At 58.0% G+C, this 19,991-nt stretch carries 21 protein-coding genes; 12 read left to right on the plus strand and 9 right to left on the minus strand.

Annotation, left to right across the window (positions count from 1 at the left end; all coding sequences use genetic code 11):
• The first annotated feature begins 17 nt into the window (after positions 1–17).
• Positions 18–1,439: a helix-turn-helix domain-containing protein gene (locus tag PHF39_RS04535; protein WP_300220728.1), complete on the plus strand. Its 1,422-nt coding sequence runs from the start codon at positions 18–20 to the stop codon at positions 1,437–1,439.
• Positions 1,440–1,813: 374 nt separating this feature from the next.
• Here PHF39_RS04535 and PHF39_RS04540 read toward each other — a convergent pair whose 3' ends face one another.
• Entirely contained in the window at positions 1,814–2,707 is an 894-nt protein-coding gene (locus tag PHF39_RS04540) for a presenilin family intramembrane aspartyl protease PSH (RefSeq protein ID WP_300220731.1), read from the minus strand.
• Positions 2,708–2,778: 71 nt separating this feature from the next.
• Between PHF39_RS04540 and PHF39_RS04545 the strand changes: the two genes are divergently transcribed.
• From PHF39_RS04545 to PHF39_RS04560, 4 genes are all read left to right on the plus strand, one after another.
• Positions 2,779–3,093 carry a hypothetical protein gene (locus tag PHF39_RS04545; protein ID WP_300220733.1) on the plus strand — a complete coding sequence of 105 codons (315 nt, stop codon included), beginning with the start codon at positions 2,779–2,781 and terminating at the stop codon, positions 3,091–3,093.
• 24 nt (positions 3,094–3,117) lie between these two features.
• Positions 3,118–4,119, plus strand: a complete 1,002-nt coding sequence (gene fen / locus PHF39_RS04550; protein WP_300220736.1) for a flap endonuclease-1 — start codon at positions 3,118–3,120, stop codon at positions 4,117–4,119.
• An 88-nt stretch (positions 4,120–4,207) separates the two neighbouring features.
• Positions 4,208–4,843, plus strand: a complete 636-nt coding sequence (locus PHF39_RS04555) for a DUF2284 domain-containing protein (RefSeq protein ID WP_300220739.1) — start codon at positions 4,208–4,210, stop codon at positions 4,841–4,843.
• A 28-nt stretch (positions 4,844–4,871) separates the two neighbouring features.
• The gene (locus tag PHF39_RS04560) at positions 4,872–5,807 is read left to right on the plus strand and encodes an MBL fold metallo-hydrolase (RefSeq protein WP_300220742.1); all 936 of its coding nucleotides are present in this window, start codon (positions 4,872–4,874) and stop codon (positions 5,805–5,807) included.
• A gap of 45 nt (positions 5,808–5,852) precedes the next feature.
• On the opposite strand, the gene PHF39_RS04565 is transcribed toward PHF39_RS04560, so the two are convergent.
• Positions 5,853–6,245: a hypothetical protein gene (locus PHF39_RS04565; RefSeq protein WP_300220745.1), complete on the minus strand. Its 393-nt coding sequence runs from the start codon at positions 6,243–6,245 to the stop codon at positions 5,853–5,855.
• A 175-nt stretch (positions 6,246–6,420) separates the two neighbouring features.
• Here PHF39_RS04565 and PHF39_RS04570 point away from each other — a divergent pair, with 175 nt between their 5' ends.
• Both PHF39_RS04570 and PHF39_RS04575 read left to right on the plus strand, forming a co-directional pair.
• On the plus strand, positions 6,421–7,632 hold the full coding sequence (locus tag PHF39_RS04570; protein ID WP_300220748.1) for a YcaO-related McrA-glycine thioamidation protein: 1,212 nt from the start codon (positions 6,421–6,423) through the stop codon (positions 7,630–7,632).
• Positions 7,595–8,248: a TfuA-related McrA-glycine thioamidation protein gene (locus PHF39_RS04575; RefSeq protein ID WP_300220751.1), complete on the plus strand. Its 654-nt coding sequence runs from the start codon at positions 7,595–7,597 to the stop codon at positions 8,246–8,248. The genes PHF39_RS04570 and PHF39_RS04575 overlap by 38 nt, the downstream gene beginning before the upstream one ends.
• Positions 8,249–8,519: 271 nt before the next feature.
• Here the strand turns inward: PHF39_RS04575 and PHF39_RS04580 are convergent, their stop codons facing one another.
• The 6 genes from PHF39_RS04580 to PHF39_RS04605 are packed head-to-tail and all read right to left on the minus strand — an operon-like array spanning position 8,520 to position 14,346.
• Positions 8,520–9,116 carry a CDP-alcohol phosphatidyltransferase family protein gene (locus PHF39_RS04580; protein WP_300220754.1) on the minus strand — a complete coding sequence of 199 codons (597 nt, stop codon included), beginning with the start codon at positions 9,114–9,116 and terminating at the stop codon, positions 8,520–8,522.
• The gene (locus tag PHF39_RS04585; RefSeq protein ID WP_300220757.1) at positions 9,113–9,625 is read right to left on the minus strand and encodes an adenylate kinase family protein; all 513 of its coding nucleotides are present in this window, start codon (positions 9,623–9,625) and stop codon (positions 9,113–9,115) included. Before PHF39_RS04585 ends, PHF39_RS04580 begins: the two co-directional genes overlap by 4 nt.
• Positions 9,622–10,680: a histidinol-phosphate transaminase gene (hisC, locus tag PHF39_RS04590; RefSeq protein WP_300220760.1), complete on the minus strand. Its 1,059-nt coding sequence runs from the start codon at positions 10,678–10,680 to the stop codon at positions 9,622–9,624. The genes PHF39_RS04585 and hisC overlap by 4 nt, the downstream gene beginning before the upstream one ends.
• Positions 10,664–11,800: an acetylornithine/succinylornithine family transaminase gene (locus PHF39_RS04595; protein WP_300220763.1), complete on the minus strand. Its 1,137-nt coding sequence runs from the start codon at positions 11,798–11,800 to the stop codon at positions 10,664–10,666. The genes hisC and PHF39_RS04595 overlap by 17 nt, the downstream gene beginning before the upstream one ends.
• Before the next feature lie 31 nt (positions 11,801–11,831).
• Positions 11,832–12,749, minus strand: coding sequence for a glutamine-hydrolyzing GMP synthase (gene guaA, locus PHF39_RS04600; RefSeq protein WP_300220766.1), 918 nt, complete (start codon positions 12,747–12,749; stop codon positions 11,832–11,834).
• 16 nt (positions 12,750–12,765) lie between these two features.
• A complete protein-coding gene (locus PHF39_RS04605; RefSeq protein ID WP_300220768.1) occupies positions 12,766–14,346 on the minus strand; it encodes a CTP synthase in 1,581 nt (526 codons plus the stop codon).
• A gap of 143 nt (positions 14,347–14,489) precedes the next feature.
• Here PHF39_RS04605 and PHF39_RS04610 point away from each other — a divergent pair, with 143 nt between their 5' ends.
• Positions 14,490–15,185: a tetratricopeptide repeat protein gene (locus PHF39_RS04610; protein WP_300220770.1), complete on the plus strand. Its 696-nt coding sequence runs from the start codon at positions 14,490–14,492 to the stop codon at positions 15,183–15,185.
• A 42-nt stretch (positions 15,186–15,227) separates the two neighbouring features.
• Here the strand turns inward: PHF39_RS04610 and PHF39_RS04615 are convergent, their stop codons facing one another.
• Positions 15,228–15,665: a PaaI family thioesterase gene (locus PHF39_RS04615; RefSeq protein ID WP_300220773.1), complete on the minus strand. Its 438-nt coding sequence runs from the start codon at positions 15,663–15,665 to the stop codon at positions 15,228–15,230.
• Between the two features lie 96 nt (positions 15,666–15,761).
• On the opposite strand from PHF39_RS04615, the gene PHF39_RS04620 reads away from it, so the two are divergent.
• The 4 genes from PHF39_RS04620 to brxD all read left to right on the plus strand — a co-directional run bounded on the left by PHF39_RS04620 (position 15,762) and on the right by brxD (position 19,946).
• The gene (locus tag PHF39_RS04620) at positions 15,762–15,992 is read left to right on the plus strand and encodes a hypothetical protein (RefSeq protein WP_300220776.1); all 231 of its coding nucleotides are present in this window, start codon (positions 15,762–15,764) and stop codon (positions 15,990–15,992) included.
• A gap of 150 nt (positions 15,993–16,142) precedes the next feature.
• Entirely contained in the window at positions 16,143–16,850 is a 708-nt protein-coding gene (locus PHF39_RS04625) for a dolichyl-phosphate beta-glucosyltransferase (protein WP_300220779.1), read from the plus strand.
• Positions 16,847–18,664, plus strand: a complete 1,818-nt coding sequence (locus PHF39_RS04630; RefSeq protein WP_300220782.1) for a hypothetical protein — start codon at positions 16,847–16,849, stop codon at positions 18,662–18,664. Before PHF39_RS04625 ends, PHF39_RS04630 begins: the two co-directional genes overlap by 4 nt.
• Positions 18,645–19,946: a BREX system ATP-binding protein BrxD gene (gene brxD, locus PHF39_RS04635; protein ID WP_300220785.1), complete on the plus strand. Its 1,302-nt coding sequence runs from the start codon at positions 18,645–18,647 to the stop codon at positions 19,944–19,946. The genes PHF39_RS04630 and brxD overlap by 20 nt, the downstream gene beginning before the upstream one ends.
• The last annotated feature ends 45 nt before the right edge of the window (positions 19,947–19,991 follow it).

Here is a 19,991-nt window from a genome sequence, read left to right on the forward strand (position 1 = left end):
AAACCAAATTCTGTACAATGCCCGAATCACCGGCACCGGCCCTCCACGAATCCGAAACGGTTGAATTCAAGGAATCCTTCGATCGGGAAGTGGTTGCTTCCGCCGGTGCATTCGCGAATACCCATGGCGGGACAATTTTCATCGGAATAAACGATCGCGGGAATGCTGTCGGGACACTGATTGGTACCGAATCTTTCAAAGATTGGGCTAATACGATTTCACAGAGCACCGAACCCCGCATCATTCCGGAGATTGAAGAAATATCCCGCGAGGGCAGGGCCGTGGCAGCGATCTACATCAGGGAAAACCCGCTCAAACCGGTCTCAGTCCGGGCCAGATGCTACCGGAGAGTGGGCGCCAGCAACCGCGTCATGCAACCCCACGAGATCGCAGAAATGCACCTTCAATCCGTTGGCGGCTGCTGGGACCTGACACCTGCATCGAATACGACATTTGAAGATCTCGATACCGCCAGAATCGCCGATTACATCAGAAAAGCAAATGAGACAGGCAGGCGGAATATCACAGCAGGCGAAGCTCCGCACACGGTACTCCAGAAGATCGGTCTGATCAACGGCACTACTCCGACTTGGGCAGCACTTCTCCTCTTTGGGAAAGATCCACAACGCTTCCTATCGCAGGCAACCATCCACTGCGGTCTCTTTGACACTGATGGGATCAGCGTCCTTGATGATCGCATGGTCCGGGGTACGATCATTGAACAGGTGAACGATGCGATGGAGTTTATCCGGAAGAATATCCGGGTTGCATTCGTGATGACCGGGGAACCTGAACGCAAACAGGTGTGGGATTACCCGGTTGAGGCCCTCCGTGAAGCGGTTATCAACGCAGCCTGTCACCGTGACTATACAATCAGCTCTGCCGGAGAAATCCGGATACTGAACGATTCTCTCAAAATCTGGAGCCCGGGCCGGCTGGCTACCGGCATTACGTTGCCCGAACTTTTCACCCCGCATGCATCGGTCCTCAGGAACAAGGGAATCGCCCAGGTGCTGTATGATATCGGCTTGATCGAACGGTGGGGCGGAGGAATCCAAAAGATACGGAGTGCCAGCGAGGCCGCGGGCATCCCCGAACCGGTCTTCCAGGAAGACCAGGGTTTTTCGGTACTATTCCGGAAAGATCTGTTCAATCCCGATGCTCTGAGCCAGATGGGCTTGAATCGCCGGCAGATCCAAGCTCTCGAATACATTCGGGCGAGAGGGAAGATAACCAATTCAGAATTCCAGACACTGGCTTCGATAAGAAAGCGGCAGGCGAGTGCGGACCTCGCGGATCTCGAACGGCGCGAGATAGTTTCCCGCGTCGGCAGAACTGGCAAAGGTACCCACTACATTCTCAAAGGGGCGCCAAAGGGGCAAAAGGGGCAGAATACGGGCACGTTGGAGGTTCGTTCCGACGTAGTTAAAGGGGCATAGGGATATAATGATGTACTTCCCGCGCATTGTTCGAAAAGCACCTTAAGGTACTCCCTCGGAAAATTTTTTCTCGTGTCTCAAATCTGATGGTTTTTACCATTCTCTGGCTCCAGCGGCCGTTCCTGCAAGAATCGCGTATCCAAAAGGCACCAATTAAGCACTTTTTGGAGGCTGAAATACTACCAAAATGCATAAAATAACGTCAATAGAGCCTCCGTTCCAAAACAACACGATATAATTCACCAAAAAACGCGAGTTCGCAAAAACCCGTTTTTTAATTTGGCCTCCGATCCGAAAAATAAGCCCAAATCAAAGAGATAATGTTATGTCCGGAAGCCTTCGGGAAAGACCCTCTTCACGAGAGAATCCCCCCCTCACACCCACCCGCTTGCCGCCCACCCAATCAAAAACCCAATAATTGTCCCGCCACAAATCGGCGGCAGCCCGGCCTGAGGTTTACCGGACATAACGAAGTACAACAGCACGACAAGCCCGGCAACCGATCCGAGGATCGCCCCGAGCGCCGGGAGATTGATGAGCCCGCCAAGGCGTGAGCCTTTCAGGAAAACATTGGCCGAGACCACGAGGATCGCGGGCATGATCATGTCGCCCATCCCGATGATGAACGCAGCCCGCTCGCCGCCATCGCTGATCTTCCCGACCCCCTCTTTGATGAACGAGTAGTCCTTCCGCTTGGGAATGACAAAGAGGATGGGCGTTTTCTGGTCGATGACGCCCTCCGCCAGCGTGATCATGTGTTTTGTCTTGTATACCGAGATCGCATCGTACGCAGCGAGCAGGACGAGGAGGATGAGCACCGGGAGTACCTCAAGCGATGCGCCGAAGATCGCAGCAACACCGGCCCCGATCAGGATGCCCAGGCCGTCGATAACGTACCATTCCGGATATTTATACAAAAGAACAATGGCAAGGATGGCGAGGATGACCGCGATGACCATCGCCGGGTCGGTCTCTCCCATGGCGGCAAACGTGACAGCCGCAAAGATGTAGCAGAACGTCAGGAAGATGGAGATCCCGATGACCGCCGCGATGACCCGCTTCATATCATACTTGATCAGGAGAAGGAGGAACGCCGTGAATACGAGCAGGATGCCGATGAACCAGACCGGGTTTGCCAGGTCTTCGGGATCCTCGAAGGCCACGATGCCCGAGGCCTGGACGGGGAGCGAGAGGAGGACAGCTCCGATCTCCACGGCAAGGAGGAGGAGCGGCATTGCAATGAGGGGGGCAAGGTTCCTGGTATCCATTCGATATCTCCGGTTGTTGTCACGGCACGATTTTAGTTAGATTAATTAGTGCGCTCTCATTATCTAAAAGCATGGAGATACGCGAGTACTTACCCGATATCCTGCTCACGGTCGTCATGGTCGTATCGACCCTCGTCCTCATTCTCCGGTTCTGGCAGGACCTGATCATCGCGGTTGCGGCAGCCTTAATGATGCTCTCGATCGGGGGGCTCTTCCTCTCGCTCGAAATCAAGATGCGCCGGCTCGAACAGAGCGTGATCACCCGCGAGCGCATGCTCCGGACAAACCTCGAAGAGATCTCCACCCGGATGGTGGAGAAGTACGACATGGCTATCACCCATCTCGACGAACACGTGGCCGAGCTCTCCCGGCGGGCATATCGGTAACCGGACGATCAGGGCTGAAAGAGAATGGGCGTTGCATTACGGGATATCATCGCGGACTACAAGACACCGGTCAGCTGGGAGGCCCTCCCGGGCATAGCGGCAGTGGATGGCAACAACACCCTGTACCAGTTCCTCACTATCATCCGGCAGCCGGATGGCACGCCCCTGATGGACCGGCAGGGGAGGGTCACCTCCCACCTCTCCGGCATCCTCTTCCGGATCTCGAACTTCATGGCAAAGGGGATCAAGCCGGTCTTTGTCTTCGATGGGAAGCCCACGCAGCTGAAACAGGCGACGATCGATGAGCGCCGGAAGCTCCGCGACGCTGCGGGCGAGAAATGGCGGGAAGCGGTTGAACGCGGGGACGAAGCCGAGGCGTACAAGCAGGCCCGGTCATCGACACGGGTCGACGCCACCATCATCGAGACCTCCAAACAGCTGCTGGGCCTGATGGGAATCCCGGTGGTGCAGGCACCGGGCGAAGGCGAGGCGCAGGCAGCGTTCATGGTTGCCCGGGGCGATTGCCGGTATGTTGTTTCTCAGGACTACGATACGCTCCTCTTCGGAGCCCCGACGCTTGTACGCAACCTGACTGTTTCCGGGAAACGGAAGATCCGGGGGAGGCAGATCACGGTGAATCCGGAACGCATCGTGCTCGCGGAGGCACTTGCCGGACTGAAACTGACCCGCGAGCAGCTCATCGAGATCGGCATCCTCGTGGGGACGGACTTTAACCCGGGCGTTGAGGGCGTTGGCGCAAAGACCGGCCTGAAGATCGTGCAGAAGGGGGAATTTGCGGCTAAACTCAAAGAGAAGCAGCCGGACTTCGACCCCGCTCCAGTGATGGAGATGTTCCTCAAACCCCCGGTCACGACCGAGTACTCGGTTGCTGCGGGGCACCCGGATGCTGAGGGGATCAAAAAGATGCTCTGCGATGGCTACGACTTCTCGGAAGAGCGGGTGGACAAGGCGCTCGAAGGGTTCTCGGTCAAGGCCGGGCAGAAGACGCTCGAGAGCTGGTTCTGAACGCATCCACAAGGTTTCTCTTTTCCTGTCGCCTATCTTCATCAGACAGCCAGCCGGCCAGCTCTGAACCGGCGGGCGAGGAATCATCATGAAGAAGGATCTGGTCTCCCCGCAGTACGCATTTCTCGTTGAAAAAGCCAGAGAACTCGGTGCGAAAGATGCTAAAGTGATCCCGGCCGCGGAAATCGTTGTCGAGAACCGCGTCCCGCTCAAATGCCGGGCGGGATGCATCGCGTACGGGAAGAAGCTGACCTGCCCCCCCTATGTCCCGACCCCGGATGAGTTCCGGAAGATCCTTTCCGAGTACCGGTATGCCCTGCTCGCGAAGTACATCTCACCGGCAGAGGCAGACCCGGATGTGATCTGCTCGATCTACAAGTACTGGCTCGACCCGGCTGCGCCTGAAGACAGGAAGGAGCAGGCAACACAGTTCTGGAGAGACCATTTCAACGGCACCGGTGCGTTCGCCCCGATGATGCTCGAACTCGAACGGACGGCATTCAATGCCGGCAACCCCTTCGCGCTCGCGTTCATCAATGGCTCGTGCCGGCTCTGCGAGACCTGCAATGTCAAGGGTGGCGTCTGTATCCACCCCACGCAGGCACGGATCCCCGAGCACGCGGTCGGCGTCAACATGGTGAAGACCGCAGAGAAAGCCGGAATGCCGATCCGGTTCCCGGTACAGGGACACCCGGAACTGATGGCGCTCCTTCTTATAGACTGAGCGCGATGGAACCACTGAGGATGAGATAATGACCGAACGCCAGCTGAAACCGGCCGACCGGGTCGAGATCACGGTCCTTGTGGATAACTACACGGACTCGCTTATCAACACCCCGTCAACACCTGTTGACCGCCGGCTGCCGTACAACCCGGACCGCAGGCTACTGGCCGAGCACGGTCTCTCCTGCCACGTGAAGGTGTTCTCCGGGAATAAGGAGCACGCGATCCTGCTGGATGCCGGGCTCTCCGATACGTGCCTGCCCTGGAATGCCTTCCAGGTGGGGGTCTCCCTTGCCGGGATCGAAGCGGTTGTCTTAAGCCACGGCCACTACGACCATACCGGCGCACTCGAACATGCTGTTGCGGGCGCAGGGCGGCAGGTCCCGCTCATTGCCCACCCGGATGCCTTCCTCCCCCGCAGGCGGAATATTCCCGGAGCGGGCGTCTTCGGCCAGCGATCTCCGGACATTGTGGCACTGAAGAAGGCCGGGGCCGACATCAAAATGCGCAGCAAACCCTCGACCCTTGCCGCCGGCCATATCCTTGTGACGGGTGAAGTGGAGTGGAAGGTCCGGTTCGAGAAGGGTCTGCCCGGGGCAGAGATTGAGCGGGACGGGAAATGGACCCCCGATTCGATCCGTGATGACCAGGCACTCGTGATGAACGTGAAAGAGAAGGGACTTGTCGTGGTAAGCGGGTGTGCCCATGCGGGGATCATCAACACCGTGGAATATGCAAAGAGGATCACCGGAATCGATCGCGTCCACGCGGTCCTCGGGGGATTCCACCTCTCCGGCAAGGCGTACGAGAAGATTGTGCCACCGACCATCGATGCGATGAAGAAGATTAACCCGGATTATATCGTCCCCATGCACTGCACCGGCTGGACCACGATCAACCGGTTCATGGGTGCGATGCCCGAGAAGTGTATCCTGAACACCGTCGGGACAACATACGTGTTCTGATACGCCGGATCTTTTTCAAAATGTATGGAGAGTTACCTCTTCCTCTCAGCACTTCGCTTCGCAGTCAAATGCGGCAGCCGGGTCCTCGGTCTCCCGTGCCGCGCACTGCTCCACGCAGGCCTTGCATGAGGCAAATTTCCGATCAGTCACGAGCGTACAGCTCCCGCCGCTGGAATCGCACCGTGCGTACTGCCGGCACTTATCACCGAGACGGTACTCCATCGTGCAGACTTCCGGTGCATTGGCACCGCAGGCAAGGTCGAGGCCGTGGCAGCTGGTTATGCCACAGGATGACCCGGAGGGAAAGGGTTCGGTTGTTACCGGAGAGACCGGCGGCACGGGTTTTGTGTCCGGCGGTGCAGACATGCAGCCGGCAAACAGCACAACAGCCGTCAGCAGCGTAACGACGACAAGGGTAAAAACTACAGGGTATTTCATGGCAGATCAGTTCTCCGGTTGACTATTCATCCCGGACACTATTTATCGGTTTATTTAGCTGCGAATTCTCTCGCAGTTTTGACTGGTAGTAATCCCGCATGGGCATGTATAAACCCCGGCAGCGAGAAACCTCTCCATACAGAAACTGTCCCGAATACAGCCCGGTGATCCACAGATGCAGATCCGATCGTGCAAAAAAACCTACAACAACGAGACCCAGCGTGCCGTCCCCCTTGATGAAACCCTTGCCCGGATCGAGCCGAAAGTCCCGGCTGCCGGGATCACCCGTGTTGCCGACATCACGAGCCTGGACCGGATCGGGATCCCGGTCTTCTCCTGCATCCGGCCCACCGCGGAATCGGGGGCCATCACCGTGTACAACGGGAAAGGGGCAACAGTCGAGGAATCCAGGATCTCGGCGATCATGGAAGGCATCGAGCGCTACTCGGCCGAGGTGCACGACCGCGAGATCCGGGTCGCACTGCCTGACGAGATGAGGATGGAGGGGCCCGTCCTCGACCCAAACGACCTCATCCTCCCGGAAGGTGCACAGACCGACCGCTTCCTGTCCTGGTGCCGAGGATACGATATCGCACAGGGAGAGGAACTCTGGGTCCCGGCCTTTGCGGTCTTCCACCCGCTCCCCTTCCAGTACCGGGGGCCCATGCGGACCAACACGAACGGGCTCGCGTCCGGTAACACCCGTGAGGAGGCAATCTTCCACGCGCTCTCCGAAGTGGTTGAGCGGGACGCATGGTCGCTCGTGGAGTCTACCCGCGACACCGGCCCGGCAGTCATCGATATCGATGATCCCGCGATCCGCGATATGCAGAAAAAATTCGCCGATGCACAGGTCGACGTGATTGTCCGCGACATCACGAGCGACATCGGCATCCCCACGATGGCGGCGGTTGCCGATGACGTGCTGACAAAAGACCCGATGCTTCTTACCATCGGCATCGGCACGCACACCAGCGCACGGATCGCAGTGATGCGGGCGCTCACCGAGGTTGCCCAGAGCCGGCTCACCCAGATCCACGGGGCACGTGAGGACACGACCCTTGCCGAGATGCGGAAGAGGATGGGCTACGAGCGGGCAAAGCGGATCAACGGGTACTGGTACCGCGACAACGGGACCATCCCCTACAAGGATGTTCCATCCTCCGACAGTGACGATTTCAAGAAAGACATTGAGTTCATTATTGAATCCCTTAAAAAACAGGGTCTTGACCGGGTCATTGTCGTTGACCTGACCCGGGAAGAGATCGGGATACCAGTGGTCCGGGTCATTGTGCCGGGTCTTGAAGTCTTCGCCATGGACCCGGAGCGGAAAGGCGAGCGGGTGAAGAATGCAGCGGATCATCATCTTTCTCGGGCCAAGCCTTGAGCGGGAAGCAGCAGAGGAGATCCTTCCCGCAGAGTATCGGCCGCCGGCAAAACGCGGGGACCTCCTGCGGGCAGCAGAAGATGGTGCTACCATCATCGGGCTGATCGACGGCGTATTCCATCAGGAATCTGCTGTTGCCCACCGCGAGATCCTTGCCGCTGTAAAGAAGGGGGTCCGGGTAGTCGGAGCCTCCAGCATGGGGGCGCTCCGGGCCGCCGAGATGGACACGCTGGGTATGACCGGGATCGGCGAGGTGTACCGGATGTACAAGAGCGGGGAACTGATCTCTGACGATGAAGTGGCGCTTGTCTTCGACCCGGAGACAGGGCTTTCCCTATCAGAACCTTTGGTGAATATCCGGTTCACGCTGAAGGCGGCAGAAACGGAAGGGATCATCAGTGGACAGGATCACGCAGCCCTGCTCGCTGCTGCCAGGTCTGTTTTTTACCCGCAACGCACTTACCCGAAGATCGTCTCAGCGACCGGGGAATCGCTTGCCGGGGAGACACGGGATCGGTTCCTTTCATGGGTGAAGGATCACGCCGTGGACCGGAAGAGGCTGGACGCGATCGAGGCACTAAAGTATATCGATGATCTCGCAGCACAAAAATCCTAATAAAGGAACGTTTTGCTCTTGAAAATTCCTCTTTTTTAGATTGAACTTCCCCCTCTTGCGCCACCAATCCCCCCACAGGGGGGACAGGGCGCATGGCGATGCCTCTGTATTACCTGAAATAGATACCCGACATGGAGTTGTTACTTGTAATAAGAAATTGAAGCCGCCGCGGCGCGCCCTTCGACTTCGGCGGCAAGCATCTTAATGGGAGTATGGGGGCATCAGCCCTATCATAAATTCAAAAATATTCCCCAGAAAAGAAAAAGGTTTTTTACTCCACCTTCGCCCACACATAGGCGAACCGCTGGAGTGCCGTGATGTGACCAAAGAAGCCAAAGAGGACGAGCATCCAGCCAAAGAGGGTGAGCCCGAAGATACTGGCCGGGTACAGGAGGCTCGCGATACCCACGACAAGGATCATGACCAGCCTGTCCGCACGCCCGAGGACACCGCCATAGTACCGCCCGACCCCTACTGCCTGCGCCTGGGTGCCAAGATAGGATGACATCAGGACACCAGTCAGGGCAAAGACACCAATCTGCCACGGAACAAGGCCGCCGGCAAAGATACCGGTGATAATGAAGATGTCTGCATACCGGTCCACGGCATGGTCGAGGAAGTCGCCCCTCTTGCTCTGGGCCTTCATCTCGCGGGCAACGGCTCCGTCCATGGCATCGCAGAATGCATTGAGCGCAACCGCCACAACAGCCCAGAAAACCATGTTGAAGAAGAAGAGGAGCCCTGCCGCCATCGATGCGAGGAGGGCTGCGATTGTGAAGAAGTTCGGGGTGAGCCCGCATCGTATGGCAACGGCGACCAGCGGATCGAAATAGACCTTGACGCTGGAGCGGTACTGGTCAAGGGTCACAGGTGCGCCTCCAAAAAGGACGACCAGTCGATGTGGCCGAAGTCCGCCGGGATCTCCCCGCGGACGAACGCCTCGATCCGGTCTGCGCAGTACGGCGCATGACGGCCGGTGGTATCGAGCTCGAAGATATGAGAGGGGTTGTGCTCCTCCACGGTCTCGATGAGACAGGAGTCAAGGGCTTCCGCCTCGGCATTTTCCCGGATCTTGGCAGCGCGGTACTTGCGCTGCTTCAGGCGAGCCTTAAGCTCGTCGGGCCGGCACCGGAGGACCACTACGCGGTCGCAGGGGAGCAGGTGGGCGAAATGGCCCTCTACAAACCCGTCTACCGGTTTGAACTCAGCGACCCACCGGTCCACATCAACGATCTGGACATCGCGCTTCTCGTCTTCACCGGTAACATACGGCCCGATCGTGTCAGTGATGTGGACAACAGTGTGCCCGCGGCGTGCCAGCTCGTCCGCTATGACCGACTTACCGGTGCCGGGCGTGCCGGTGATGCCGCACATCATAGGCTGTTGATCACCTCAAGGAAAAGTTCATTCTCCCAGTCCGCGCCAATACTGGCACGAATATAGTGGTCTTCAAGACCGGAGAAACTCCGGCAGGAACGAACCACCACACCCTTTCGTGCCAGCTCCTCCACGACCTCGTCGCTCTTGTGGGGTGAGATATCGATCATGACAAAATTTGCATCGGATGGCAGGACGGGGAATTTCACCTCTTCCGTAAATCGCTTGCGCCAGTGCTTCACCTGCGCTATGTAGCGATCCGCACGTTCCCTGTCAGCCAGCGCCGCTGCAGCGGCGGCCATGGAAACAGCATTGACCGCAAACGGGGTCCCGGCCCGGTTATACCACGGCGGGAGCCAGCGGGGCGTGAAGGCATACCCGACCCGGAGCCCGGCAAGGGCGTAGACCTTGGAGAGGGTCCGGCCAAGGACAAGGTTCTCGTGCTTTCTCATCAGCGGGAGGTAATCGATCCCCGAGAACTCCACGTAAGCATTGTCCAGGAAGAGCAGGCCCTCGATCCCTTCGAGGATCTCTTCGATAACCGGAACCGGGGTCGCATTCCCGGTCGGGTTGTTGGGGGAGCAGAGGACCGTGACCTTTGCGTCCTTCGCTTCTTTCAACACCTTCCTGGGATCGACCGAGAAGTCTGCTTCCCGGGGAACCGTTGCTGTCTCTGCACCCTGCCCCATCGCGGCGAGCGCGTAAAAGGAGAAGGTCGGGGTCGAGATCACGACCTTCTCGCCAGGTTCGACCAGCGTGCGGAAGAGGGTCTCGATGACGCCATCCATCCCGACACCGGTAACGAAGTGCTCGTGTGCATAGGTGGCCCGGAGGGCGCTCATGAGGACGCTGACCTTCTCGTCCGGGTAGCGGTTGACTGTTTTTAATGCCTCTTCCGCTGCGGCAAGTGCCGAAGGGGAAAGGGGCTCGGGATTCTCGTTGCTCGCGAGCCGGGCGATGCGGGTCATGCCGTACTCGCGGGCGATATCCTCCGCTTTCTTTGCGAAGACGTAACCGCTTTTCTTCTTGTAGCAGGACCTAACCAAGCGTTCCATTGAGGACCTTCACTACCGTGTCGATCTCGGCATTGCTGATGGTAAGCGGGGGCACGAGACGGAGGTTGCCGTCCGCTGCGCAGTTGACGAGCACGCCCTGCTCCGCACACTTCTTCTGGATCTCGGGACACTTGTCGCCAATGGTAATCCCGATCATGAGCCCCCGGACACGGGGATTGTATTTCGCAAGCCCGTTCCGAAAGCGCTCGCCCTTGACCACCACTTCCGGCAGGATCTTCTCGATCACACCGAGCGTGGCAAGGGAGGCGGCGCAGGCAAGCGGTCCACCGGCAAAGGTGCTCCCGTGCTCGCTTTTCTTAAACTCCAGATCTTCCCGGGCAGCGAGAGCTCCCATGGGGAACCCGCTCGCGATCCCTTTTGCCAGGGTAACGATATCCGGTTTCACCTTCGTGTGCTGAATGCCCAGCCACTTCCCCGTGCGGCCAAGACCGGTCTGTACCTCGTCCACGATCATGAGAGCCCCGCTCTTGTCGCAGACTTCGCGGATTCCCTCAAAGAACGTGTCGGGAGGGATGATGACACCCGCTTCACCCTGGATCGGCTCGACAATGACACCGGCGGTATCGGAATCAACGGCCTTTTTCAGGCCCTCGAGATCGCCATACTCAACGAAGGTCTTCTCCATACCGAGCGGTTCGAAAGGCTCGCGGATCGCGGGCTTGTGGGTGACGGCAAGGGAGCCGATCGTCCGCCCGTGGAACCCGTGGGTAAAGGCAACGAACTTCTTCTTCCCGGTCCTGACGCGGGCGAGTTTCAGGGCACCATCCGTGGCTTCAGCTCCCGAGTTCGAGAAGAATGCCTTGTGCATCCCGGTGATTTCGACAACTTTCTTCGCCACCTCACCCTGGTGCGGGACATAGTAGAGATTAGAGCAGTGGATTAACTGGTGAGCCTGGTCGCAGATCGCCTTTACGACCTCCGGGTGGCAGTGGCCGGTGCTGCAGACCGCAATCCCTGCAACGCAGTCGATATACTCCTTCCCTTCTCCATCCCAGACCTTTGATCCTTCCCCTTTGACAATTGCCATGTCACGGGAGAACGCAGGCATGAAATAGCGCTCGTCAAGCGCTTTCATCTGTTGTGTTGTTTCCATTCCCATCACGTTTTTGTATTTCTCAGATTATCTTTGATTATTCGTATTCGATGGTTGCCGGGGGTTTTGCCGTTACATCGTAGACAACCCGGGCAACACTCGGGATATCGGCAGTGATTCTCGACCCGATCTTCATGAGATGGTCGAACGGGATATTGACCGGTTCAGCGGTCATCGCATCCCGCGAATGGACCGCTCTCACCGCCACGATCCACCCGTGGATCCGGTTGTCGCCCTTGACACCGGTCCCGAGACCGAGCAGGGCTGCAAAGCACTGCCAGGGGCGGTATTTCTCTACCAGTTCGTCCTCGACAATCCAGTTGGCTTCGCGGACAACGGCGATCTTCTCTTTCGTTGCCTCCCCGATCACTCTCACCGAGAGGCCGGGGCCGGGGAAGGGCATCCGGTACTGGATCTCCTTTGGCAGGCCAAGGGCACCGGCAACCTCGCGGACTTCATCCTTGTACAGGTCGCGGATCGGCTCGATCACGTTCGTGAACTCCATCTTTGTCGGCATCCCTCCCACGTTGTGGTGGCTCTTGATCCCGCCCTGGCTCTCGATGATGTCTGGATAAATCGTGCCCTGCAGGAGACATTTTGCCCCATTCTTCTTTGCTTCGCGCTCGAAGACGCGGATGAAGCGTTCGCCAACCGCCTTGCGCTTCGCCTCAGGATCAATGATACCTTTCAGTGCTCCGAGGAACTCGTCCTCTGCCTGGACGACATCGAGAGAGATAGTGCTGAATACCTGCCGGATCCGGTCGGTCTCGCCCTTCCGCATCAGGCCGGTGTCGATATAGATCGGGATGAGGTTATCCCCGATAGCCCGGGCAGCGAGGGCGGCACAGACCGAACTGTCCACCCCACCCGAGAGGGCCATGACGACCTTCTCAGACCCTGCAGATGTTTTGATCTCCTCAATTGCCTTTGCAATGAACTGTTCCGTGTTAACCATAGGTTTAATCGTGCTCCTATTTCGTCCGCTTATTCGCCCTGCATGCCTCGACAAAGCCCAGGTAGGGCGGCGACGGTTTTATCGGCCGCGACTTGAACTCCGGGTGGAACTGGGTGGCAAGGAAGAACGGGTGTTCCGGGAGTTCCAGGCACTCCATCCGGTTCTTGTTTGTTGCCGAGAAGACGAGCCCTGCCTTCTCGAGTGTGAGGATATACTTCGGGTTCACCTCATACCGGTGCCGGTGCCGCTCGACCACCTGCTCTTCTCCGTAGAGTTTCCGCGCCAGGGTGCCATCGCGGATATCGGCCGTGTAGTTGCCAAGGCGCATCGTCCCGCCCAGCTCGTGGAGTCCTTCCTGCTCGGGCAGGAGGGCAATGACATGAGTCCCTTCGCCGAACTCCTCGCTCGTGGCATCGGCAATGCCTGCCTTGTGGCGGGCATATTCAACGGTTGCCAGCTGGAACCCAAGACAGAGCCCGAGGAAGGGCACCTTATTCTCGCGAGCGAACTGGATAGCCTCGATCTTCCCTTCGATCCCGCGTTTGCCAAAGCCGCCCGGGATGAGGATGCCGTCATAGTCTTTTAAGGAGCAGCGCTCGTACCGCTCGGCATCCAGCCACGCAATCTTTACCTCCGTGGAGAGGGCCCGACCGGCATGCTTGAGCGCTTCCTTGATGCTGATGTATACGTCCTCGATGCCATACTTGCTGACGATTGCAACCGTGACCCGGTTCGTGTACTCCTTGTTGACAACCCAGTACCACGAAGTGTCTGCGTCCTTCCGGTCGAGGCCGAGATGGGCGGAGAGGACATCGGCAATGCCCTCCTTCTCCATCTCCATCGGGACCGCATAGGTGTCCGGAGCGGTTGCTGCCGAGATGACCGCGTTCTGGGGGAGATCGCAGAACGCCGAGATCTTGCGCTTGGTGCTGGCGCTCATCGGGTGCTCGCTCCTGCCGACAATGATGTCCGCGTGGAGACCCAGTTCCCGCAGTGCCTTCACCGAGTGCTGCGTGGGCTTGGTCTTCATGTCGCCCATCGTGTCTGCCGGGATCAGGGTCACATGGATCAGGACAGAATCATGCTCGGGGAGCTCTCCCCGCATCTGGCGGATCGCTTCCAGGAAGGGCATGCTCTCGATGTCGCCGACAGTACCGCCTACTTCGACAAGGCAGATCTCCGCTTTTTTCCCGTCCGGGAACTCCTCATCGGCCGCCAGCCGTATACAGGTCTTGATCTGATCGGTGATGTGGGGGATGATCTGGACAGTGTCACCTAAGAAGGCGCCGCGGCGTTCCTTCTCGATCACCGTGCGGTACACCTTACCGGTCGTGATATTGTGGGATGCCGTGAGCTCGATGTCAAGGAAACGCTCGTAATTGCCAAGGTCAAGGTCCACTTCGCTCCCGTCCTTTAAGACAAAGACCTCGCCGTGCTGTACCGGATTCATCGTGCCGGCATCGATATTCAGGTAGGGGTCGATCTTGACCGCGGTGACGCGGTATCCCCGGTTTTTCAGGATACGGCCCACGGATGCCGCCGTGATCCCCTTGCCCAGTCCGCTCATCACACCGCCGGTAACAATAATGTACTTCACGTGATCTCCCCGATTGCTGTATAGGTTGCTCATAATCCGTATTAGTGTTATTGTACTGCGGCGGGGGGAGACCGTTTTTCACACCTCCGGATTTCAATTCCAAGGAAGAAAGTTCATGTAGACACAGATGAAAAATAAGAGGCATGAAATCCAGGTATTTCCTGACCGTTGTTGCTTTGATCCTGGTCGCAGCACTCGCAATCCCCCCGGTTGCCGCTGCCACAGGAGCAGATCCTGCAACAGAATACTTCAATATGGCACAGGTTGCCATCGGCAATGGAGAGTATAGCCGGGCTGTCGAACTCTTTGACAAGGCACTTTCCGAGAACATGACTCTGATCAGCCAGAGCGATACGCTCATGTATCTCTATAAGGACAAGGCCGCCGCGCTTGCTGACATGGGAAAATATGACGATGCCCTTACGACCGTAAATGCGGGACTCGTGCAGTTCAAGAACAGTACCGGGATGTGGAACAATAAGGGATACATCCTGTTCAGGATGGGCCGCTACAACGAGGCCGTTGATGCCTATAGCCAGGCCGTGACCATTGACCCGGCATACGAAAAGGGCTGGATCAACAAGGGCGACGCCCTGGTAAAGGCCGGAAGGGCCGGCGAGGCAATTGAAGCCTACAACAAGGCCCTCAGCCTGGACCCGGAGAGCAGCTCGGCAAAGGAAGGACTTGCAACAGCCCAGAAAGAGGCCGGACCCGGTTCAATGCTCATCATCCTTGTCGTCATTGTCATCGTCGCTGCGGGAGCAGCCGTGTGGTATGTCAAGTTCCGCAACGCAGACGCCAGGGATACAGGTTCCAAAAAGAGCGGAAAGAAAGAATAATTTTTCCTGATACATCCATTATCCTTTTTTTGAGGATTCTGTTTATTTCGTTTCTTTGGTTACTGTGAATGCAGCAGAAGTCCGTGAGAGCAGGAATCTCTCCCCACCGTTGTCTGCCCAGACCTCGGCCTCGCAGAATGCTACCCGGCGTCCTTTCCTTATGACCCGGCCTTCGGCCGTGATCGATCCTTTGCGGATGCCCCGGAGGAAACTGGTAGATTCCGAGATGGTTGCAATCCCCTCGCCATCAGACAGTTGAGTGTAGATGGCAAGCGCCATCGCTTCATCAGCAAGGGCAACAAGCATCCCGCCCTGGAGCCAGCCCACACCGTTGTGCATGTCCGGCCGTACCTGCATCGCCAGCTCGGCCTCCCCGTTACCGGCACTCACGACATCAATGTCCATCAGACAGAAGAAGGGGTTTGCTGCCCGGCCGTTTTGCTGTATCCGTTCGCGATAGTTCATAGTCTTCTTATGCATCTTTTGCCGGGCGGGGATTAAGATTCCCTTTTTTCGTGCAGGTTCACCCTGCGCAGGGTGCCGGGTTAATAAGCCACAACGATCGACCTCTCCTCTATGCAGGACACAGAAACCAAAGAGATGCTTGCAGACCTCATCTGGCTGAACGCGGTCATTGCAACGGAACTAATCCAGATCACGGAAAATACATCGGCAATCCTCCGGAAATCAGCTCCCCCGGCAAGCTGCCTGACCGAACATCATGCACTGCGAGAAACTGCACTTGCCATGGCAGAGAAGTACCGGCCCGGCACAATGCTCTCCCAGCACCTCATGAAGCACCAGTAGAGTCGTGATCATGGCAGGATTACCACTAATGTTATTGGGAATCTTTCCCAACCATTATGCAGGTTATCCTGCCACGATCCTTTCCGTGAACACTGTATTAGTTGCAGAGGACGCAGCAGGGTACGGATCCCGGCCTGACGCATTAAAACCATGATTCCCGAACCAGCACCCTACCATAGTCTCGTCATCCCCGCCTATAACGAAGAGGCCCGGATCATCCCGCTTCTTGAAAGCATTGCGGAGTTTGACGGAGAACTCATCATTGTCTGCGATGGAACAGACCGGACCGCAGAGATTGTGAAAACAATCTCTGCCCGCCGCACAGACCTTATCATCCGGTGCCTTGAATTTGATCACCGGCTGGGAAAAGGCGGGGGCGTCCGGGCCGGTCTTGCTGCGGCACGGGCACCGCTGGTTGGGTATTTCGATGCGGACGGTTCGACCAGCCCTGGCGAGATGCTCCGCCTCTTCTCGGCGCTGGATTCCGCGGACGGCGCAATCGGTTCCCGGTGGGTACCCGGATCCAACCTTACGGTCCGGCAGGGATGGATGCGGAGGATGGAGAGCCGGGGGTTCAACCTGATCATGAGGATCCTGTACGGGCTCCCGTATCACGACACTCAGTGTGGTGCCAAGGTCTTCAGGAAAGCCGCGGTGGATGCCGTCCTGTCATCGATGCTCTCCAACGGGTTCGAGTTCGATGTCGAACTTCTCTGGCGGCTTCGTTCTGCAGGATACACAATCGTCGAAGTCCCCATAGAATGGCGGAACAAGGGTGACTCGCGGGTGAAGAAGCGGGACATGATCGGGATGCTTGCCGGCCTCATCCGTGTCCGCCTGCACCGGGGCGGGGCATGACAATGCCGGGACATGAGGTGACGACACGGGAGGCGTTCCGGCTCTTCGAAGACGGCAGGTACCAGGAGTCACTCGCTGTCTGCAACCGGTTGCTGGAGGCGGAAAAGGACCCGGCTCTCGAAGTCCTTGCGGCAACAAACCTTTACCATACCGGCCGGTTCGAGGATGCCGAGGTATTCTTCCGCGACCTGGCCGTGAGGATGCCGGACTCATCGTATGTCCACAGTTATCTGGGAAAAGTACTGGAGGCAAGGGGCGATGATGAGGCGACATCCGAATATGCCGCGGCAGTGCGGCTGGACCCTGCCAACCAGGATGCCCTGAGGAGTTATGCCGGGTACCTCCTCTCCCGCAACGACTTCCGGGGAGCTCTGCCATTGTTGTTCCATCTCACGAAACTGGCTGGAACAGAGAAGGATACCGGTAACCTGGTGCGGGCACTTATTGGCTGTGGAAGGGGGGATGAAGCGCTTGCGATCCTCAAGGCGCAGGGAGGGATACAGGCGTTCGTATCGGAATACATCGAAGCGCTCCTCCAGGTACAGGACTTCCGGGCCGCATCAGAGCACGCGCATTCTGTATGGCAGTCAACACACGACCCTGCCATGCTCCGGATCTCTCTTGATGCATGTGCCCGGTATGATACCGCCACGGCGCTCGAAACCTATGCTTCTGTCCTGCAGGAGCAGCCGGACGGACCGCTGTTCTTCGACTATGTCCATGCCCTCCATTCCGCGGGAAGGCCCCGTGATGCACTGAAGGCTGTGTTCGACCTCCTCACTCTCTTCCCGGACGAGCCGGAGTACCGCCTTGCCGAGTGCGACCTGCTTGGTGCTACCGGAGATACGGCACGGGCACTGGAACGGTACGGGCACCTTGTGCAGGATGAGCTGGCTGCCAAAACCGACATGGTCATCCTCGGGCGAATCATTGGCGGGTACCGGAGGTTCCTGACCCGGACCCTGCCCGCAGATGAAGCGGAGCGCCATCTCCTCAAGACCGTATCGCGTGACCTGAACGTGGTGAGCCTGCTTGAGACCGCCCGGTTCTACGAGGAGACCGGAAATCCTGCCATGGCCCGATCCTGGTATTACCGGGCATACCGGGCGGACTTCCTTGCCGGGGGGCCGGACTATGCGCTATTCCTTGCAGCAAACGGGGAGGAGCGCGAGTGCGAGAAGGTGATGATCTATATCCTGTCCAATGTCCGGAAAGGGTCCGATCTTGTACGGGTGGCTGCCCTCATTGTTGAGGGGACCGGCAGGATGCACACCATGAAGCGCCTTATGGAATTGTTGATCCGGAAACTGGAGGACCAGGCAGAATCACTCACCACAGATGGCAGGGAACTCCTTGCCAATGCGTTCTTCCATTCAGCGACAAATGCACTGGAGGCTGCTGATTACCCGGCCTGCAAGTTTCTCTGCCTCCGGGGCATCGATGCCCTGCCGGCCCACCCGAAGACATTACCGATGGAAGACTATCTTGCCCTTCTTGTGCGCTGCAAGGAGCAGGCTCTTGCGGACAGTCCCGTCCTGCCGGCACACCAGCCAGTGGAGGATCCGGGCACCGCGCCTGCCGGGAGCATCCTCACGGAACAACTCGGCCTTTCAGAGCAGGAGCAGAAGATCGTTTCGTTCCTCCGCCTCCACCGGAAGACAAGCGAGATGGAACTCCGCACCCTCCTTGGGACGCGGAGGATTGCCGGGGTGGTGAACCGGCTGGTACAGAAAGCTGCATCTCGGGGGATCAGCCTGATTGCGAAGAAAGGGATGGGAGAAGACGGGGAGATCTATGAGTATATCGGATCCTGAACGGATGGAGAAGAACCGGCTCGAGAGTATCAACATCATCAATGCGCTCCGGCGGGGAACTGTTCCTGCGGGAGGGCTGGAGCGGATCGCTGTCGGCCTGGAAGTGGAAGAGGGGGTTATCGGAAAACAGCTGGACTATGTGGCCGGAGGCGGCGGAGACCTCAAGTTCATCCGTGGCGAGTACGGGAGCGGCAAGACGTTTCTGGTCGCACGATCCCTTGAGATTGCCCGGTCCAAGGGATTCGTCACCTCCCACATCGTGATCTCCCCCGGAACCCCCCTGCACAAGCTCCGGGGAGTGTACCAGCAGGTGTGTGCCAACCTCCGGACTACAGGCGAAGAACATGCCCTGAAGGCGATTATCGATACATGGCTCTTCAACATCGAGGAGCGGATCCTCTCTGTCAGCGGGGAGGCCGAAAACGATGCAGCACTCGAAACTGCAACGGAACGGGAGATCGAGACCTCCCTTGCAGGGATCTCCTCGCTGAACTCTGCACTTGCCGCCACCCTGCGGACCTATTACCGGGCAAGTAATGCCGGCGACTTCGCGCTTGCCCAGGCAGCACTCGGGTGGATTGCCGCAGAGCCGAACATTGGCCGGGAACTGAAGGCTAAGGCCGGAATAAAGGGCGACATCGATGATTCGGTTGCCTTCATCTTCCTCCAGGGGCTCGTTTCGATCATCCATGGTGCCGGGTACAGCGGCCTTGCGATCGCTGTCGACGAACTGGAGACGACCCAGGCGCTCCAGCGCAACCAGCGCGAGAAGGCGTACCAGGTGCTTGTCCGGCTCATCGATGCGATTGACAAGGGGGAGATGCCCCGCTGTTTCTTCCTCTTCACCGGAACACCGGCATTGTTCGACGGTTCACGCGGGATCCGGTCCCTTCCCCCGCTCTACGACCGGATCAGCGTGGCTCAGACCGACGGCTTCACAAATCCCCGGCAGCCGCAGATCCCTCTTTCGAAGTTTGACACGGCAAAGCTCGAGCTCGTGGCACTCAGGGTCGTGGATGTCTATGCACAGGCCTATTCCGAACCCGACCGGGAACGCATATCCCACCGGTTCATCCGGGCGATGATCCGGAAGATTACTACCCGGTTCGGGGGGCGGGTCGACATCATCCCGCGAATATTCTTAAAAGAGTTTGTCGATATCCTCGACAAGTGTGAGCTGTACGAGGACTATAATCCCCATGATGCCTATGATTTCGATGCCGGCCACCTCAGGGGCGAACTGAAAAAAGAGGAAGAAGCCGTCATGGTTGTCACGTTCTGACCGTCACAGGCAGGATCACCTTTATTTTAAGCCACGACATCACAT

Source organism: Methanoregula sp., assembly GCF_028712425.1.
Taxonomy (GTDB): domain Archaea; phylum Halobacteriota; class Methanomicrobia; order Methanomicrobiales; family Methanospirillaceae; genus Methanoregula.

Coding starts and splice junctions, on each gene's coding strand:
- guaA (WP_300220766.1), bottom strand. CDS start 12,749: ATGGTTAACACGGAACAGTTCATTGCAAAGGCAATTGAGGAGATCAAA.
- hisC (WP_300220760.1), bottom strand. CDS start 10,680: ATGGAACGCTTGGTTAGGTCCTGCTACAAGAAGAAAAGCGGTTACGTC.
- PHF39_RS04610 (WP_300220770.1), top strand. CDS start 14,490: ATGAAATCCAGGTATTTCCTGACCGTTGTTGCTTTGATCCTGGTCGCA.
- PHF39_RS04575 (WP_300220751.1), top strand. CDS start 7,595: ATGCAGCGGATCATCATCTTTCTCGGGCCAAGCCTTGAGCGGGAAGCA.
- fen (WP_300220736.1), top strand. CDS start 3,118: ATGGGCGTTGCATTACGGGATATCATCGCGGACTACAAGACACCGGTC.
- PHF39_RS04615 (WP_300220773.1), bottom strand. CDS start 15,665: ATGCATAAGAAGACTATGAACTATCGCGAACGGATACAGCAAAACGGC.
- PHF39_RS04585 (WP_300220757.1), bottom strand. CDS start 9,625: ATGATGTGCGGCATCACCGGCACGCCCGGCACCGGTAAGTCGGTCATA.
- PHF39_RS04625 (WP_300220779.1), top strand. CDS start 16,143: ATGATTCCCGAACCAGCACCCTACCATAGTCTCGTCATCCCCGCCTAT.
- PHF39_RS04630 (WP_300220782.1), top strand. CDS start 16,847: ATGACAATGCCGGGACATGAGGTGACGACACGGGAGGCGTTCCGGCTC.
- PHF39_RS04560 (WP_300220742.1), top strand. CDS start 4,872: ATGACCGAACGCCAGCTGAAACCGGCCGACCGGGTCGAGATCACGGTC.
- PHF39_RS04545 (WP_300220733.1), top strand. CDS start 2,779: ATGGAGATACGCGAGTACTTACCCGATATCCTGCTCACGGTCGTCATG.
- PHF39_RS04570 (WP_300220748.1), top strand. CDS start 6,421: ATGCAGATCCGATCGTGCAAAAAAACCTACAACAACGAGACCCAGCGT.
- PHF39_RS04535 (WP_300220728.1), top strand. CDS start 18: ATGCCCGAATCACCGGCACCGGCCCTCCACGAATCCGAAACGGTTGAA.
- PHF39_RS04540 (WP_300220731.1), bottom strand. CDS start 2,707: ATGGATACCAGGAACCTTGCCCCCCTCATTGCAATGCCGCTCCTCCTC.
- PHF39_RS04565 (WP_300220745.1), bottom strand. CDS start 6,245: ATGAAATACCCTGTAGTTTTTACCCTTGTCGTCGTTACGCTGCTGACG.
- brxD (WP_300220785.1), top strand. CDS start 18,645: ATGAGTATATCGGATCCTGAACGGATGGAGAAGAACCGGCTCGAGAGT.
- PHF39_RS04620 (WP_300220776.1), top strand. CDS start 15,762: ATGCAGGACACAGAAACCAAAGAGATGCTTGCAGACCTCATCTGGCTG.
- PHF39_RS04555 (WP_300220739.1), top strand. CDS start 4,208: ATGAAGAAGGATCTGGTCTCCCCGCAGTACGCATTTCTCGTTGAAAAA.
- PHF39_RS04595 (WP_300220763.1), bottom strand. CDS start 11,800: ATGGGAATGGAAACAACACAACAGATGAAAGCGCTTGACGAGCGCTAT.